Origin of the sequence: Herminiimonas sp. NPDC097707, from assembly GCF_044761395.1 — a bacterium.
GTDB lineage: Bacteria > Pseudomonadota > Gammaproteobacteria > Burkholderiales > Burkholderiaceae_D > Oxalicibacterium.
The window spans coordinates 586,191-602,578 of the sequence record NZ_JBIWCI010000001.1 but is presented as its reverse complement, the minus strand read 5'-3'; the positions used below and the strand labels follow the sequence as shown (position 1 = coordinate 602,578).

The 16,388-nt window shown below is 52.4% G+C and carries 18 protein-coding genes; 1 reads left to right on the top strand and 17 read right to left on the bottom strand.

Annotated elements, in window-relative coordinates:
- Window positions 1-115: 115 nt before the first annotated feature.
- The 16 genes from soxX to ACIQW9_RS02775 all read right to left on the bottom strand — a co-directional run bounded on the left by soxX (window position 116) and on the right by ACIQW9_RS02775 (window position 14,558).
- A complete protein-coding gene (gene soxX, locus ACIQW9_RS02850) occupies window positions 116-673 on the bottom strand; it encodes a sulfur oxidation c-type cytochrome SoxX (protein WP_402337835.1) in 558 nt (185 codons plus the stop codon).
- Between the two features lie 68 nt (window positions 674-741).
- Entirely contained in the window at window positions 742-1,539 is a 798-nt protein-coding gene (gene soxA / locus ACIQW9_RS02845; RefSeq protein WP_402332695.1) for a sulfur oxidation c-type cytochrome SoxA, read from the bottom strand.
- Window positions 1,540-1,623: 84 nt separating this feature from the next.
- Window positions 1,624-1,935, bottom strand: a complete 312-nt coding sequence (soxZ, locus tag ACIQW9_RS02840) for a thiosulfate oxidation carrier complex protein SoxZ (protein ID WP_402332692.1) — start codon at window positions 1,933-1,935, stop codon at window positions 1,624-1,626.
- 47 nt (window positions 1,936-1,982) lie between these two features.
- The gene (gene soxY / locus ACIQW9_RS02835) at window positions 1,983-2,444 is read right to left on the bottom strand and encodes a thiosulfate oxidation carrier protein SoxY (protein WP_402332690.1); all 462 of its coding nucleotides are present in this window, start codon (window positions 2,442-2,444) and stop codon (window positions 1,983-1,985) included.
- 57 nt (window positions 2,445-2,501) lie between these two features.
- Entirely contained in the window at window positions 2,502-2,936 is a 435-nt protein-coding gene (locus ACIQW9_RS02830) for a pseudoazurin (RefSeq protein ID WP_402332689.1), read from the bottom strand.
- Between the two features lie 111 nt (window positions 2,937-3,047).
- On the bottom strand, window positions 3,048-4,118 hold the full coding sequence (locus ACIQW9_RS02825; RefSeq protein ID WP_402332688.1) for a c-type cytochrome: 1,071 nt from the start codon (window positions 4,116-4,118) through the stop codon (window positions 3,048-3,050).
- Entirely contained in the window at window positions 4,102-5,457 is a 1,356-nt protein-coding gene (gene soxC, locus ACIQW9_RS02820; RefSeq protein WP_402332686.1) for a sulfite dehydrogenase, read from the bottom strand. Before soxC ends, ACIQW9_RS02825 begins: the two co-directional genes overlap by 17 nt.
- A gap of 97 nt (window positions 5,458-5,554) precedes the next feature.
- A complete protein-coding gene (locus ACIQW9_RS02815) occupies window positions 5,555-5,998 on the bottom strand; it encodes an ArsR/SmtB family transcription factor (protein WP_402332684.1) in 444 nt (147 codons plus the stop codon).
- An 85-nt stretch (window positions 5,999-6,083) separates the two neighbouring features.
- Window positions 6,084-6,515, bottom strand: a complete 432-nt coding sequence (locus ACIQW9_RS02810) for a DsrE family protein (RefSeq protein WP_402332682.1) — start codon at window positions 6,513-6,515, stop codon at window positions 6,084-6,086.
- A 35-nt stretch (window positions 6,516-6,550) separates the two neighbouring features.
- Window positions 6,551-7,564: an MBL fold metallo-hydrolase gene (locus tag ACIQW9_RS02805; protein WP_402332680.1), complete on the bottom strand. Its 1,014-nt coding sequence runs from the start codon at window positions 7,562-7,564 to the stop codon at window positions 6,551-6,553.
- A gap of 63 nt (window positions 7,565-7,627) precedes the next feature.
- Window positions 7,628-8,200: a DUF302 domain-containing protein gene (locus tag ACIQW9_RS02800; protein ID WP_402332677.1), complete on the bottom strand. Its 573-nt coding sequence runs from the start codon at window positions 8,198-8,200 to the stop codon at window positions 7,628-7,630.
- A gap of 340 nt (window positions 8,201-8,540) precedes the next feature.
- On the bottom strand, window positions 8,541-9,134 hold the full coding sequence (locus ACIQW9_RS02795; protein WP_402332675.1) for a cysteine dioxygenase: 594 nt from the start codon (window positions 9,132-9,134) through the stop codon (window positions 8,541-8,543).
- Window positions 9,135-9,447: 313 nt separating this feature from the next.
- Complete coding sequence (locus ACIQW9_RS02790) at window positions 9,448-10,194, bottom strand: GntR family transcriptional regulator (RefSeq protein ID WP_402332673.1); 747 nt, start codon at window positions 10,192-10,194, stop codon at window positions 9,448-9,450.
- A gap of 473 nt (window positions 10,195-10,667) precedes the next feature.
- Window positions 10,668-11,735, bottom strand: a complete 1,068-nt coding sequence (locus ACIQW9_RS02785; RefSeq protein ID WP_402332671.1) for an XdhC family protein — start codon at window positions 11,733-11,735, stop codon at window positions 10,668-10,670.
- Window positions 11,736-11,755: 20 nt separating this feature from the next.
- Window positions 11,756-14,095 carry a molybdopterin cofactor-binding domain-containing protein gene (locus ACIQW9_RS02780; protein ID WP_402332668.1) on the bottom strand — a complete coding sequence of 780 codons (2,340 nt, stop codon included), beginning with the start codon at window positions 14,093-14,095 and terminating at the stop codon, window positions 11,756-11,758.
- Window positions 14,096-14,099: 4 nt separating this feature from the next.
- Complete coding sequence (locus ACIQW9_RS02775) at window positions 14,100-14,558, bottom strand: (2Fe-2S)-binding protein (protein WP_402332665.1); 459 nt, start codon at window positions 14,556-14,558, stop codon at window positions 14,100-14,102.
- A 170-nt stretch (window positions 14,559-14,728) separates the two neighbouring features.
- Here ACIQW9_RS02775 and ACIQW9_RS02770 point away from each other — a divergent pair, with 170 nt between their 5' ends.
- Window positions 14,729-15,643 carry a LysR family transcriptional regulator gene (locus ACIQW9_RS02770; RefSeq protein ID WP_402332662.1) on the top strand — a complete coding sequence of 305 codons (915 nt, stop codon included), beginning with the start codon at window positions 14,729-14,731 and terminating at the stop codon, window positions 15,641-15,643.
- Here ACIQW9_RS02770 and ACIQW9_RS02765 read toward each other — a convergent pair whose 3' ends face one another.
- Window positions 15,644-16,243, bottom strand: coding sequence for an NTP transferase domain-containing protein (locus ACIQW9_RS02765; protein ID WP_402332659.1), 600 nt, complete (start codon window positions 16,241-16,243; stop codon window positions 15,644-15,646).
- Window positions 16,244-16,388: the final 145 nt, after the last annotated feature.

Genomic DNA, 16,388 nt, shown 5'->3' with positions numbered 1-16,388 from the left:
TTTTGTTCGGTAAATAATTACACCGTTATTGCTGCGCGCAAGCGATGAATAAGGGCAAAAAAAATGAGCATCGAAGACGCACTACTTCACTGTGCGCTTCGATGCTCTGATCGTATTACTTGTTAACAGGCGAAGCCGGGTCAAGCAACAAGGCCATTACGTCCTTGATCTGCTTTTCTTCCAGGATACCGTTATGGCCAAAACGCGGCATGTTGGAACATGCAGTGAAAGCCTGTGCGTTATAAATCTTGGCCCAGGTATATTTCATCATGTCTTCGCTTTGACCACGAAGCTTGCCGTACTGATACAGCGAAGGGCCGATATTGCCGAAAGAAATTTCCTCTTTGCTGATCTGGTGACAGGCATAGCAGTTACCGCCGTTCACACTGCCAACCTTGTCGGACGATTGCATACCGCGGCCATTCTGCGCAACTTTCTCGCCTTCTTTCCAGTTGCCCAGATATTTTCCATCGGCCGGATATTTGACCGTTTTCAGTTGAGAAGCTTCCAGTGCTGCAGCCTTGTCTTTCGGCACGTCGCTCGGATATTCGCTGCACAGTGCCTGCGCCTCGTCCTGTTTGAGAACACGCTCCAGAGTTGCGGGCCCCTTGGACTTGAAGTCTGACTTCATCATGGCGATGGCGGCCTTGCCGTAATCGGTTTCGGCCGTCATGGTAGCGCACCCGGCAATGGTCGCCGCGACTGTCAATACGATAGCTATTTTTTTCATGATGATCTCCCTTATCGTTTCAGCGCTGGGCCGTTATAGACGCCACCTTCGGCACTCTTTGCCAAAAACATGGTCACGGCCGTAATCAGGTCTGAACCGTATACCGGTGCCGGGAAGCGCTGCTGCCGGAAACAGTCGTTGAGACGATGCTGCATCGTACGCACCTCACCTTGCGAGACGCGATAAGCCGGCCAGGTTCCATAGGCTGCCTGTGCATCGCTCTTGTTGAGCAAATTAGGCAGATCCTGCAAGCGAATGCGCTGTTTGTCGGTCGCATGGCAAGTAGCACAGGCGAAATCATGAGAGCCGCCTCGGTAGAAGAAAACCTTCTTGCCGATTTCATACGCACGCTTTTCTTCCGGATGCGACAGCGGCACCGACATCTTGATACCGCGCGATTCTGCGGTGATGTAGGCAACCATAGGCTCGATCAGCGATGGCTTGCCGGCAGCGCCAAAGGGAACGGCGGTAGCCTGTTCGAGCGTTAAACCTTGCAAGGTCATCCGGCAATGCACCAGGCGCTGCTCAAGATCCATGACCTTGTTCACATCCTTGAAATACCGAGGGAGTTCTGCATAAGCGCCTTTGACGACACCGGGCCCTTTGCCAAGATCACATTGTTCAAGGGTGGCGTTTTTGGGGCCTGCCTTCATTTTCCACAATTCCTCCCCTCGCATTTCCCATAATTCTGCGGGATTGCCATCGGCCAGCAGTTGACGATATTTTGCGATCTCGTCACTGGAATCAGCCGTGGCATACGAAGTTGCGCCAAAGGCAAGCGCGGCAAGAAAATAGCCTATGCATTTCATAACGTCTCCTTAAATTAACTGATGTGGTCTTTGCCACATTGCGGATATGGATCGCATGACATCGTCATGCGTCCGTTACCAATCCTACGAAACGACTGTTTCGTCGGTACGGCTATCTCCGGTGTTGTCAGTCCACGTTATAGTGACCTTGTCACCTTTTGCGCCACCTTTGAATTTGAACGACAGGAACGGATCTTTCGATATCGATGTACCCATCAGGCTGTCGAGAACAACCTTGTCGTTGCATTTGGCAACCAGACTCTGGATAAAGTGCGCAGGAATGACCGCACCGGCTGCATCCTTGCGCTGACCGGTTTCCATATCGTGACGCATCAAGACCTTCACTTCGACGACGTCGCCACTTGCACTGGCGCGAATGCGCATCGGATTTCCCATAATATTCCCCTCAAAATTGTTATGAACAGGTGCTGAACAGCAGTCGATTAACCGCCGCAACCACCAAGGGTGACTTTGATCTCTTTACTTGCGATCAGCCACTTTCCATCAGCCTTGACCAATGCGTGCACATTCGACGTTCCGCCCATTTTTACGCGCGTACTGACGGTTGCTTCTGTGCCTTCCGGAATGGTGAAGCTCGCCGACAGCGGATTCGGATTCTTTTCGACCAGGATCGCCATGAATTCCGTTTTTGCTGCCTTGCTGGTGACGGACACCGGCACGACTGCGCCGTTTTCTGCAATGTCCGGTCCGTTTACGGCGATGTCGGTGCTGATCTGCGCACCACTTGCACCCAGCGCCTTCAGTGTTTCCTGCAGCGACTTCGCATCGAAACCGCCAGACTTCCAGTCGGCTGCGAAGACGTCGGTTGGCTTCAAGATGCCAGCCGTGATTGCCAGCCCGAGTACCGTTGCTATACGCAGCGCGTCACGTCGACTCTGATTCATATACTTCTCCTCTTTATAAAAATAAAGCCGTCATCTTCTCAACGGCAATGCAACAAATTACTTTACCTGCGCAAGTGCCTTGGAAAGGCGATCCTTGTTCATGACAAAGCTCTTCGATAGTTTTTCGGATTCCTGTTTTGCTGCATCCAGATTGCCAGCATTTCCAACCTGAATGACACCGGCCATGCCCATGGTTTTATGTGGATCGCAGACATAGACGTACACACCTTCCTGAGTGAGAGGAATCGAGACTTCTTCATCCATCTTGCCCTTCCAGGCAGCCGCACCTGCAGGCACAAGGACGGAAGCACTGTTGTGCGACGCGTCGACCTTGATGAACTTGACCGTATCACCTTTCGCTACTTTGAGAAAGGTCGGCTCGAAAGCCATGATGCCATCCTTGCCACTATTGACCATCTTGATCTGATGTTCAGCAGCCGATGCGCCGATTGAAACTAACGCTAATAAAATGGCTGGTACTACTTTGTTCATGCTGTCTCCTGATTATTGATTTATTACTTCCACTTTTACGCGGTCATTACGCACTGCGTGTTCACAACTTCATTCCAACATTTTCCTTGCTACTGCCGTAGCAACATCTTCTTACTTGGCGCCTGACAGAATCCAGCTCACCAGGGTTTTGATATCTTCATCCTTGACATGCGCCTGAGCAGGCATAGGCATAGGTCCCCATGCGCCGCTACTGCCATTCTTCACCTTGTCAAACAAGGTAGCTTCAGCAGCAGAATCGCCCTTGTATTTGGCAGCGATTTCATTGAATCCCGGCCCCACTATCTTGTTGCTGACACCATGACAGGCGATGCAGGCATATTGCTTTGCCAAAGCCAGCGCCTTCGGCTTGGCCGCAGCTTCTGCAGGTGCTGCTGTTGCAACAGCTGACTTGCGCGTTGCAGAGGAAATCGGCGCCGTTGATGCAGGCATACTCGTATTCACGCCACGCACTTCACCGAAGCTGCGATTCTGTTGTTGAATGTTGCCGTGCGCATTTCTGGATGGCTCAGGCAAGGACGAACGAATATCGCTGCTGACTGGACAATCCTTCATGCATGCAACACTCTTCACATCCGGCTTGCCTTTGACATCCCACATGCCGTGCTTTTGCGTCATGCCGTTACGATTCGGCATGAGTTTTTGCACTTCAGCGATGTTCTTGTCCGACAGGGTAAAGTCGTCCGGCAAGACTTCCGACATATTCAGGATATAGGCTGTCACCGCGTAGACTTCTTCTGTCGTCAGCGACTTCGGCGCTGTCCATGGCATGGCGCGATTGATGTAATCCCACAAGGTCGATACGGTCGCAACCTTCATCATCGTGGTACGTTGCGGCTGCTTGTTGGTAGCCAATGCAGCAACGCGTCCCGTCTTGACATCTTCCTTGGTCGTGCCGCCGACGATAGGCGTGAACACTTCGTTCGACTCACCGAAAGTACCGTGACAGGATGCGCACTTGCCTTCCCACACTTCCATGCCTTTGCTGACGGTGCCCGATCCTTTCGGCAAGCCCTTGAAATCGGGACGCACATCGATATCCCACGCGGCAATTTCCTTCTCGGTCGCCGTGCGGCCGATATGCGGATAAGCAGTTTGCGCGCATGCAATTGCACCGGTCGCGACCAGTACCAGCGCGACGACGGTTTTAGTAAACCTGGACATTCGACACCTCGCCTGATTCCGACACTTTCCACGACTGGATCGCATTGTTGTGATAAATGGAGCGTGTACCGCGCACTTCGCGCAGCTCATTGATTTTCGGCTGTACATAGCCGGTATCGTCAATCGCACGCGATTGCAATACGACTGGCGAGCCATCCCATACCCAGTTGATATTGAAACGCGTCAGGCACTTGGTATTAACCGGCCCTTCCAGCCTTGCGGTGCGCCAGTTGCGGCCACCATCGACAGACACATCGACGCGCTTGATCTTGCCGCGCCCCGACCATGCCAGACCAGTGATGTTGTAGAAGCCTTTATCCAGCAGCATTTGCCCGGCGGACGGTGTGGTGATGACCGATTTGCATTCCTGTATCGATGTGTATTGACGATACATGCCATCCGGCATTGCATCGATATAGTGAATCGCTTCATCTTTGGTAGCGTAAGGCTTGTCGCCTACTTCGATACGACGCAGCCATTTGACCCACGACACGCCTTGCACGCCCGGCACGACCAGACGCAGCGGATAACCGTTTTCCGGACGCAGCATTTCACCGTTCATACCCCAGGCAACGATCACATCATCCAATGCGCGATCCATCGAAATGGTGCGGGTCATACTAGAGCCGTCTGCACCTTCGGCGAGTACAAATTTACCGTTCTTCTTGTCGTAGCCACAATCTTCCAGCAACACCGATAAAGGTACGCCGGTAAATTCGCAGCAGCTCAACATGCCATGCGAATACTGCACGGTAGGCACGGCGACATTGCCCCACTCCATCGCGGTATTGGCTCCGCATTCGATGAAGTGCATACGCGATACCGACGGCAGGCGCATCAAATCATCCATGGTGTACACCTTGGGATTTTTTACCAGGCCATTGATCATGAAGCGATGCTTGCTCGGATCAATGTCATGCCAACCCTGATGATGACGCTCGAAATGCAAACCGCTCGGCGTAATGATGCCGAACAGGCCTTGCAGTGGCGCGAACGATACGGATGCCGCACCCACTCGCGTCAGCCCGGGAGATTCGCGACGCAACAGGTTCGTTTCATATTTGGAAGGAACGCCATAACCATTGGTGACGACTGGTTGACCCAGCGTGATGGAATGCTCTGGCAGATTCAAAATATTAGGGTCGCCGTCCGGCATGGCTGCGCGCGCCAACGGGACACCACCAGCCATTGCCGCTCCAGCTGCGAGAAAACTCTTGCGCAGAAAACCACGCCGTTCCTCGCTCAATCCCTTGCTCGTAATGTCGTGGGCCAGTACCGGGTCCACAAAGTTTTCAGGTGCTCGCAATATGCGGCCCGTTTTTTTAATGTCATTCGTCACGCAATGTCTCCCACTTAAAACCGGCCTGTATTTAGTTATATGCTCATATAACTATAAACGCATATTACTGAAAACCACTAAGAATTTTTTTGATTGCTTAGTTAATTTGTCGTCTTTTCTCTACAGCAGGCGGCACCATGGCAAGCATGGACTCTCCACCGATCTGCATGGCAATGCGTCCACAAACCGATTTGCACAGGTCGATGGTCTTTTCATCATCAACCCGGTAAAAAACCAGAGTGCCTTCCTTGCGGCGCGCAAGAACCTTGGCCCTGTAGAGCAGGCTAAGTTGGCGCGATACGTTGGCCTGCGTGGACTCGACTTGCGCCACGATATCGCCAACCGATCGCTCACCGTTACACACTGCATAAAGAATCTTGAGACGAGTTGGTTCGCACAGCAGCGAAAAGTAATTCGCTACTTCCTCAAACACCTCGTTCATACTCTCTTTTTTAAAATTTTTATCCACAATCAAGACCGTTAAAATAATAAGTAAGCAAAATTCAATCAATCGATCAAAGATGCGCTCACCCCATTGCACCGATGTGCATTACGCAGCTTTAATTACGCAGCTTCAAATTCCGGCAGCCCACACATAGAACAGCAGCCTTGGCTGCCAGCCGTCATCACGGCTTCAGATAAGCATACCCTTCACGTATCTGCAATCGCGCCACTTCAGCAACACCGGAAGGCACAATCGTCGCTTCCGGTATTACTTGTCCCTTGTCGATCTTACGAGCCTCCAAGGTATTGTTGCAAACGCGGAATTCAACATTGTGGCGCATCGCCAGTTCCTGTACGACGGCGTCATAGGGATTACCATTTTTATTCTTCGCGCCTTCCAGCAGAAAATCAATGCCAGGGCCATGAGTGACGACGACGATCTTGGCTTTTGGACTGGCAGCCAAATGATTGCGAATGTTGTTCAACGCAGCGGTCGCAACCGCGCTATCGTTAATGTGATAAACCACCCGCTCTTCACGTTCCGCAGCGTTGGCAGCAAGCATGCCGATGGTAGCCAGTAGAATAGCCATGGAGACTTTATGCAAAAATTTCATTTTCATTCTCCTGTTAAGCAAGCACATCAACACAATTATTGAGTGCCGAGACTTTCTTTTTCCATCTGCAAATAACTGCCATAGGCATTGATACGATTAGCCTGCTGAAATGCAGGATACTTTTCAAATCGAGACCAGTCTACTGCAGTATAAGCTTCATCAAACGGCTTCATGTCAGCAACTGCCTCACCCATTTTTTTTCGCAGGAAAATCAGATACTCGCGTGTTAATTGCATGTCCTTTTCAGGCTCGGTAGACATCCGTCCATGGCCGGGGATAACAAATTCAGGCTTTACTGCCAGCATACGATCCAGCGCTTCCAGCCATCGCTTGCTGTCGGCACTGCCTACAAATGGAATCCGGCCTGTGAAAAACAGATCGCCGGCAAACAAGACCTTGTCTTCATCGACAAACAGCATGATGTCTTCCGGTGAATGGGCTCCGCTGGAGTCGATGACGCGGAAATGCAGGCCACCCATTTCAAATGCAATCGTCTTCGCATCAGTGAAATTCAACCATTTATCTGCAGGGATCAAGCGTGTCTTGCTGTTGACCCATGGTGCAAGATCGGCTCTTCTTTGCTTCAGGCGCGCCTTGGCATCGTCAGAAGCCAGTGCGGCACGCCCATTTTCATGCGCCCATATTTCAGCGCCCTGCTCTTTCAATACCTGCAGGCCGTAGAAATGGTCGGCATGATAATGGCTGATAATTACACGCCGAATGGGTTGTGACGTCACTTTTTTGATCGCCTTTACCATTGCCTGAGCCAAGGGCGGCGTGGCCAATGCATCGAACACCACAACACCTGCATCGGTAACAACGAAACCTGCGTTTGACATGAAACCCTTGTTCGCAACACTCGCCATACCAGAATCACCCTCAAAGAAATACACATGAGGAGACACTTTGATAGGGTTTAACGTTATTTCATTGGGCTGCGCCGCACATGCACTGAATGCAAGGAGCATGGCCCAAGCGAAACCGAAGGTCTTGATACAAGGATGCATATGGTCTCCAAGTCTGAACTCCAATATGGAGATCAATGACAATTTGCTTTTATAGTTATATATGCAAATAGTGCCGAACGATCGTTACCTGTGTCAAGCAAATGATCAGAATTCCCCAAGCGCGCCCCTTTCCATCATTTTCCAAATCGTGTCACGAATCTTATGCACAGATGTATGCAAATCTGGCGGCATCTTTCGACCCATGCCGAGCAGCATGTCCATATTCAGCGAATAAATCCACAAGCCATCCTCTTGCTCAACAATCGTCAGCCGACATGGCATGTAGGCCGCCATGTGCGGGCTGAAATCAATCATCTGTCGCGCAATGACGGGGCTGCAAAACGAATACACTTTGAGAAAGAGCTGGGATTTTCCAGTACGTAATTCCAGTTCGCGCGAAAGATGGAATTGACCAACGGATTTAATATTATCCTCGGCAGCGACGCTGTCGAATGCCTGCTCGACTTCCGCAATCGACACGCCATCCTTCACTTTGCGGCTCCATGTAGTGGCAACCGCGATATCGCCCTCAGATTCCACCCATCGGTTCCACACATCCAAGGCCTGAGTGCCGGCTCCGGCTTCCGTATTGTTCATTGCACGCAGAGTGCCGCAGGCGGATAGATGTAAAAGAAAAACGATCAGTAGACTGCCTCTCACCCATTTTAATGTTTTCATATTTCCGACAATCTCAATCCATTTTGTGCACGCCGGGAAAGCAGCTTGCGTACAAATACCACCGCTCAAACATCTTGGCAACCCAGTACCGGCAACTACCGGCTTCGATCTTGAGAATAATGGATGGATCTGCGTACAGGAAAAATGGCGCCGGGAAAGCGACGCTTGTTGTAGTCAAACCAGCATCATAAAAGCCGATACGCTCACAAAGTCTTGCATGACAACCTTCGTGGCGACTTGCCAGCCAGCCCTCGCCTTACAGGACATGGGCATGACACGCTGATTCGCGTCTGCGGCAACAGCAAGGCTGCCGATTGATCATCAATCGAGCAGCGACAAATTATCTGTTCGCATAGCCGGAAATAAATTCACGCATCTGCCCGGTCTCCTGATCGTAAACGTGTCGTTTAATCTGACCTATATCCCCACCGTAGACGTGGATGCTGATCGACACACGATTTGCATCAGCGTTGGAGACACGATGTATGTCGCCCGATGCTGGCGACAGGCTTTCAATCTCGCCCTGAACAAGAATATCGGTACCTATGCACTGCATCGGCTGCCCCAACGATCCCGCCACAAAACGTTCTCCGCGTTCTGCACCGCGCAACATCCCTATCAATGCCCAGACTTTGTGATCGTGTATCGGCGTGGTCTGACCCGGGCCCCAGACAAAACTGACGATGGAAAATCGTTGTTGCGGATCGCAATACAACAGATATTGCTGGTAGTACTGAGGATGCGGCTGTGCAAACTCATCCGGCAGCCAGTCATCCGTGCCGACTAGTGTTTTTAACGCATCACCGGCAATGACAAGTTTCTGCTGTTCATTCCTGGCATCCATTCCGCCGAACAAGTCAGTCAGCGTATCCACCAGCTCATGCAGGCGCGGTATCGGTTGCATATTCATCTCCTTGCGTTTCGATGTGCTCATTTTTTGATTTTCCTTTATGCGGCAATACCGCACAAATACCAATCTTGATAGCACAAATATATCAGATGCACATCAAGTACAGAGATTAAGGACGCACTCATGATGAACAAACGTCAGCGGACATCGGCCACCTGTTCAACGGCCACGGAGAGAATATGTGAAGGAGGAGTTGAGGTAGATCATCAAGCGCTGCCGTCTCGACGATGCACGATGGATGGTCCGTAATTGACTAAAGAAATAAACGACACCATCGATCACGGCGTCCTTCTTTGATGCTCTTTGCGGTTGCCGAATTGATCCCGAAAACTGCTTCTTACATGTCGGATGTCAATGTCGCTTTTGCAAAAATTTCGATATTGTCCAGCAGCCGGTCGAGCCCCTCGCCCGCCGCTGCCACATTGCCCCTGGCGATAGCCCCGGCAACATTGGCATGCAGGCGCGCCACTTCCGGAAAGTCAGCCGCCTGTTTGTAATGGAAGTACCAGAAGCGACGCGATAAATCATGCATCAGACGCATCGCACCTTCAGAGAATTCATTACGCGCTGCAATCAGTGAGAGATCATTAAACTCACGATCCGAACGCATGAAGGCAACGTCGTCATTCGTGGAGGAAGCATGCATGAACTCATCGTGCAGTCTGGCAAATATCTCGCGTTCGGCAGGCGTAGCGCGGCGTGCCGCACTTTTGCAAATCAGGCGCTCCACTTCGCGACGCGTTTCCAGAAGCTTCAACTGTTTCTTGAGGTCGACTTCCGGAACCATCACACCACGTTGCGGCAGGACCAGCAACAGATGTTCGCGCGCCAGACGCTGGATAGCTTCACGTATCGGTGTACGACCGATGTTGAACATTTCGCTCAAGGTCAATTCTGAAATCACGGAGCCGGGAGGAATACGCAAAGTGATGATCGCTTCTTCAAGCTGCTCGTATGCCAGATCGGTCAGCTTCGGTTTGGGGCCTGCCATGCCACTGACGCTGCTGGCCAGACGCGTACTTTTCCCTCCCGGCTTCACCGCTTTTGGATTTGTATTGACTAATGTTTTTTTTGTAATTGTCATGGAATATGAACCATATGATCAGTGCAAAACAATTGCATGTGAATGCCGCAAACAATAACGCTGCAGAGCTCACACGATTAGCAATATTTAAAGATATATTCAATATGCATTATATGCAAAGAATACCCACGTAAACGTGGGGAATAATGCATATTAGATATAGTCATTAGGGACTATAGGGAGCACGCAGCACTTAGGAAACGATAGCAAAACTATGCCGAAGCAGCCGATCCGGATGATAAGTTTTCGACCTTGGACGTATCTTTTCGAGTCCAGTATTCACTCGGAAGAAAAATGCGAGAAATTACTGCGGCTGCAGCGACAGCAAATGCACGAATTGGATCCGCCGTTGCATGCATGGCATCCACAAGTCAGTGATGCCCTGATTGAGTATGCGCACTGAAACAAGCACTCGACTTGCACCCTAGGCGCAGAAGGTCAAAATGCTGCACGACGCCTTCAGCCGTTTCGTTTCACGAAGCATCTGCTGATACTCTGCCACTCGACGGAAATAACATCGTCTTTTCTTGTTCTCGTAGTGGCCGGAGAGGAAGGTCAATGACATCTTTTGCAGATGCAATGTTCATTGTGTCCGGTAATGCGACGTTGTTGCGAATAGCCGTCAGCTCAGCCAGGATGGAAATCGCAATTTCTGCCGGGGTTTTGCTGCCGATGTAGAGGCCGATCGGGCCGTGCAGACGCTGTAATTGTTCATCGCTAAGATCGAATTCTTTCAGGCGTTCGCGGCGACGTGCATTGTTAATGCGCGAACCGATGGCGCCGACGTAAAACGCATCTGACTTCAATGCCTCCATCAATGCCAGATCGTCCAGCTTGGGATCATGTGTGAGAGCGACTACCGCCGTGCGACTATCCATTTTCATGTCTATGACAAGATCGTCCGGCATCGCGTGTATGACCTCGACGCCATTCACTTGCCACGTCAGCCGGTATTCTTCGCGTGGATCGCACACTACTACGTGATAATCCAGACCAGTGGCGATCTGCGCAAGAAATTGCGACAGTTGTCCGGCACCGATGATGAGCAGGCGCCAGCGTGGTCCGTGGATCGTGCTCAAGACTCCGAAAGTCAGATCCAGTGTTGCATCTGTGGTTGCGGGGACGAGTCGAACTTCGCCGCTGACCAGATCCAGCTGACGTTTGACCAGTTCATGGCGTATGACGTGCGTCAGCAATTGCTTGATGCCGCTCTTGTCGGAAAGCGGTTCAATCGCCAGCTGAATGGTGCCGCCGCAGGGCAGGCCGAAGCGATGTGCTTCGTCAGCGCTGATGCCATACCTTACCAGTTCAGGCATGGTGCGCGTAATACCTTCCTTACGGACACGTGCGATCAAATCATCTTCGATACAACCGCCAGAGACTGAACCGATGACGCAACCATCATGGCGGATAACCATCATCGCGCCTACCGGACGCGGGCTGGAGCCCCAGGTCTGGACGACGGTCACCAGCTCGCAGGCTTGTCCGTCGTCCAGCCAGGTGTCAGCGGCTTTGAGTACTTCGAGATCGATACTGTCCATGATTGTGCTCCGCGATCCGATCAAGACGCTTTCAACTGCTTGCGAAGCGGCAGATCCCTGATGCGTTTTCCGGTTGCAGCGAAGATTGCATTGCACAAAGCGGGGGCTATCGGTGGCGTAGCCGGTTCGCCGACGCCACCCAAAGGCACATCAAAATCGTGATGAATAAAATGGACGCGTATGTCGCGCGGCGCATCCATTGCGCGCATGACCTCGTATTCGTGGAAATTGCCTTGTTCGGCACGACCATCCTTGAACGTGATTTCACCGCTCAGAGCAAGACTGAGCCCCATGATGCATGCGCCCTCAAGCTGCGAGCGGATGCGATCAGGATTGATCTGCGGTCCGCAATCGACGGCGATGTCAACGCGCGGGATGGACAGGTCGCCGTTGTCGGCAACCACTACCTCGATGACGACGGCAACGTAGGTGACGAAGCTGTAGCTGACCGCTAGTCCGAGTCCATGTCCTTTCGACAGTTTGCGCCCCCAGCCGGCCTTGTCGGTCGCAAGGGAAATGGTTTTTCGCATGCGGCCGGTATCGAGCGGATAACGCTCGGGGGATTCGCCGTAATTCCAATCATCCGACATATCTTTGGGATTGATCTTGCGTGCAGGCCCGATCAGTTCCAGCAAATAATCGCGATGATCGCGCTTTGCTGCTGCCGCAAGTTCGGCCACGAAAGACTGGATCGCGAAGACATGCGGGATATTGGAGACCGAGCGGAACCAGCCTATGCGGGTGTGCGCTTCTACTTCAGGCGCTTCCACACGGAAGTTCGGTATCGCAAAAGGAATGTTGACTGCGGACATGCCCAGCTCAAATGGCTGTTCGCCCTTGGCACCCTCCCTAAATATCGAGGCGATGGTGGGCGCGGCGGTACGATGTAGCCATGCAGTCGGCTTGCCGCTCGCGTCCAGTGCCACTTCCAGCCGCTCGACAGAAACCGTATGAAAATAGTCGTTGCGGATATCGTCTTCGCGCGTCCACGTCACCTTGACCGGCACACCCTTCATCGCTTGCGAAAGCAAGGCGGCCTCTGCCGCGAAATCGGGCTTGGACTTGCGGCCAAAACCGCCACCCAGCAGCGTTACATGCACGGTGACATCCTCAGGTTTGAGCTTGAGATGTGCAGACACGATTTCGCGCGTGGCTTGCGGCGCTTGCACGCAGGCCCACACTTCGCATTTCCCGTTGACGATTTGCGCGGTTGCTGCCGGCGGCTCCATCGTAGCGTGTGCGATATGCGGCAGATAATATTCGGCTTCGATACGACGCGATGATTTGGACAAGACAGTCATCGTATCGCCATTGTTGCGCACCGCCTTTGCCGGTTTGCGTGCGGCTTCCTGCAAGGTCTTTTTATATTCGACTGAGTTGTAGCTGGCGTGCTTGCCATCGTCCCAGGTGATCTGGAGCGCTTCGCGCCCCTTGATGGCCGCCCAGGTATTTTTCGCGATGACGGCGATGCCTCCCAGCGGGTGGAAGGAAGCAGGTGGTGGACTACTTTTTAACTCGATCACTTGAATCACGCCTGGCACTTTCAATGCTGCAGATGCGTCGAAGCTGGCAACTTTGCCACCGAGCACCATCGGGCGCGCAATGACTGCATACAGCATGCCGGGCAGGCGCGTGTCGATGCCGTACTGCGTATTGCCGGTAACAATATTCTGAACGTCGATCCCGCGTGTGCTTTCCTTGCCTATATAGCGAAACTCCGCTGGTTTTTTAAGTCGCAGTTCCTTGCCGGCAGGCGGTGCAATTCTTGCAGCAGTTTCTGCCAGTGCACCATAGCCGAGGCGGCGTCCGGTTTTGGCGTGAACGACTTCGTGATTCTTCGCGCGCACTTCCTCCGGCTTTACATTCCATTGTTGTGCGGCAGCCATTTCCAGCATCTGGCGCGCTGCTGCGCCGACACGACGCATAGGTTCGAACGATTGGCGCATGCTGCGCGAGCCATCGGTGTTTTGGTTGCCGTATTTTTCTTCAATACCGAGCGCCTGTACGACACGTACCTTGCTCCAGTCCGCTTCCAGCTCGTCGGCGACGACCATAGGCAAACTGGTGCGCACGCCTTGCCCCATTTCCGAACGATGCGCAACGATAGTGACAATGCCGTCGGTGCCTATGGATACGAAGACCAGCGTGTCATCAACCAGCCCGCCCGGCATGGCGTCGCCGCCATACTTTTTGATTTCAGCGCTGCTTGCTGCACGCACGATGCCGGATGTGCCGACGGTCAGTACCAAGCCGGTCAGCGCACCTACACCTTTGAGCCAGGTGCGTCGTGTCATCGAGGGCAATGACAGGTCAGCGGCTAGATTGCTGTCTTTATCTTCAGGTTGAAATACGGTGCTCATTTTTTTAACCTTTCTTTCCAGCGGCTTGTTTGATCGCAGCGCGAATACGTGTGTAGGTACCGCATCGGCAAATATTGCCGCTCATCGCCGAATCAATTTCTGCATCGGTCGGATGCGGTGTGGTTTTCAAGAGCGCCGTGGCGGACATGATTTGTCCTGACTGGCAATAGCCGCACTGCGGTACGCCAAGATCTGTCCACGCCTGTTGCACAGCTTTGCCGACGCTATCCTCCGCCATTGCCTCGATGGTGGTAATCCGCTTCCCGGCTGCGGCGGAAACCGGTGTGATGCAAGATCGTATGGGCTGGCCATCGAGATGCACCGTGCATGCGCCGCACAAAGCCATGCCGCAACCAAATTTGGTACCGGTCATCCCCAAGTGGTCACGTAATGCCCACAGCAAGGGAGTATCGTCAGACAGGTCGATTTGATGTTGTTTGCCGTTGATATTGAGATTTGCCATGATTTAAAAAAAAGAGTGAGGGGATGAAACGCGGATTACCAGGATAGCGTCCTTAGTATCAGCAGTCGCGAACCAGCAATAAATGAAAATGTTAAGATTTAAGAATTCCATAATCTGGAATTCTATTGGCATAGCTTGCCGCCATATAAGAAATAAAAGGGAAACAAGACATGCTGAATCGCCTGGAAATGCTTCGCCTTTTTTGCGCCGCAGCGGATGCAAGCAGCTTCAAGGAAGCTGCTGCCCGTCTCGGAACATCGCCCCAGGCGATCACCCGTGCAGTCAAGGAGCTGGAAGAGGCGATGGGCGAAGTTCTTTTTCACCGTAATACCCGCGGCATCCAGATAACCGAGTTTGGCACACAGTTGGCGGAGCATGCCCGCGAGATGGTAACGGGGGTCGACAAGCTATTTCATCACACCAATCCTCTATCGGATACAAACCTGGAAGGCTTGGTGCGCATCACTGCACCAAGTCCAATCGGACGGCGCCACCTGTTGAAGTTACTGCTGCCGCTGATACGCCAGTATCCCGGAATCAAATTGGAGCTGGGCGTGACCAATCTGCTTGCCGATGTCGTCGATAAAAAAATAGATATCGGCGTGCGTATTGGCCCACTGCGGGACAGCCGCCTTGTGGCACGTTCGGTAGGAAAAGTCTCTTTTTTTGTCGTTGCGACCCCTGAACTTGTAGCCACTCGGGGCAAACCGACCACACCCCAGGATTTACTGGGGCTGCCAACCACGGCATTAATGGATGGCAATACGGGACGGATATGGCCCTGGTATTTTGCCGACAGCCAGCCGCTTACCCTGGCTTCGCCAACGCTGGTTAGCGACGATCCTGAAGTGGAATGTGATGCTGTGCTGGCCGGGATCGGCTACGGGCAATTATCGAATCATCAGGCAGAGCCGCACATTCGTTCCGGCCGCCTGGTGACTGTGCTGGACGACTATCAGCCTGTTCCTTGGGATCTCTACGTTTATCGCCCGCAACGCGGACCGGTGCCGGCGCGCATCCGGCTGGTCTTTGATCGGATCGTCGACATACTTTCCGACCCCAACACTTTTGCGGGCCCACCTTAACTAGCCAGCCGAAGATCCCAGATCTGCTGAAGTATCGATGTCGTAATGGATACCCGGATCATTGACCTCGACCCTTGCAAGCGGATGGGTTTTCAATAAGGCGCGTGCACCCTGATCACCGGCAAGGAGCAATAATTCTGATATGTGCTTTGCACCAAAACCCACCGGATTGCCTCGAGCGCCTTTATAAAACGGCACAACTATATCGGCACCATTCCTGAGTTCGTTTGCCAGCGCTGCAATCGTTGTCGTTTGCACTCCAGGCATGTCACCCAAGCCAATGACCCACCCTGCTGCATGTCGGTTTTGCTTTAATGCGCAAACCAGAGAGATACCCATGCCTTGGTCCGCATCAGGACAAGCAACAAGCTGGCACCCCAAGTTTGATAATTCGACGGCGACTGCATCGTTCACGTCGCGCACAACTGCGGTGACAAGCGGCAGCGCAGACAGCAATGCTGTTGCAGCTGCGATCACGACTTTTTCACCGCTCACGGTCGTTTGCAGCAATTTGTTTTGCGCGCCGGACGGATCAAAGCGCACACCTTTTCCCGCCGCCAGCAAAATGCCGACAATCTGATCGTGAGCTTGTGAGTGCATGGATGAGCGCTTGTTAAAAATAGTGAATGAAAAAAATGAAATAAGCTAACAGCTTATTGAAAAAGGCATACACATCTTCAATGCCTTATCAATGATTGCAAAAATTCTCCATCAAATTGAGGCGATCACTGCGAGTACCTCATAG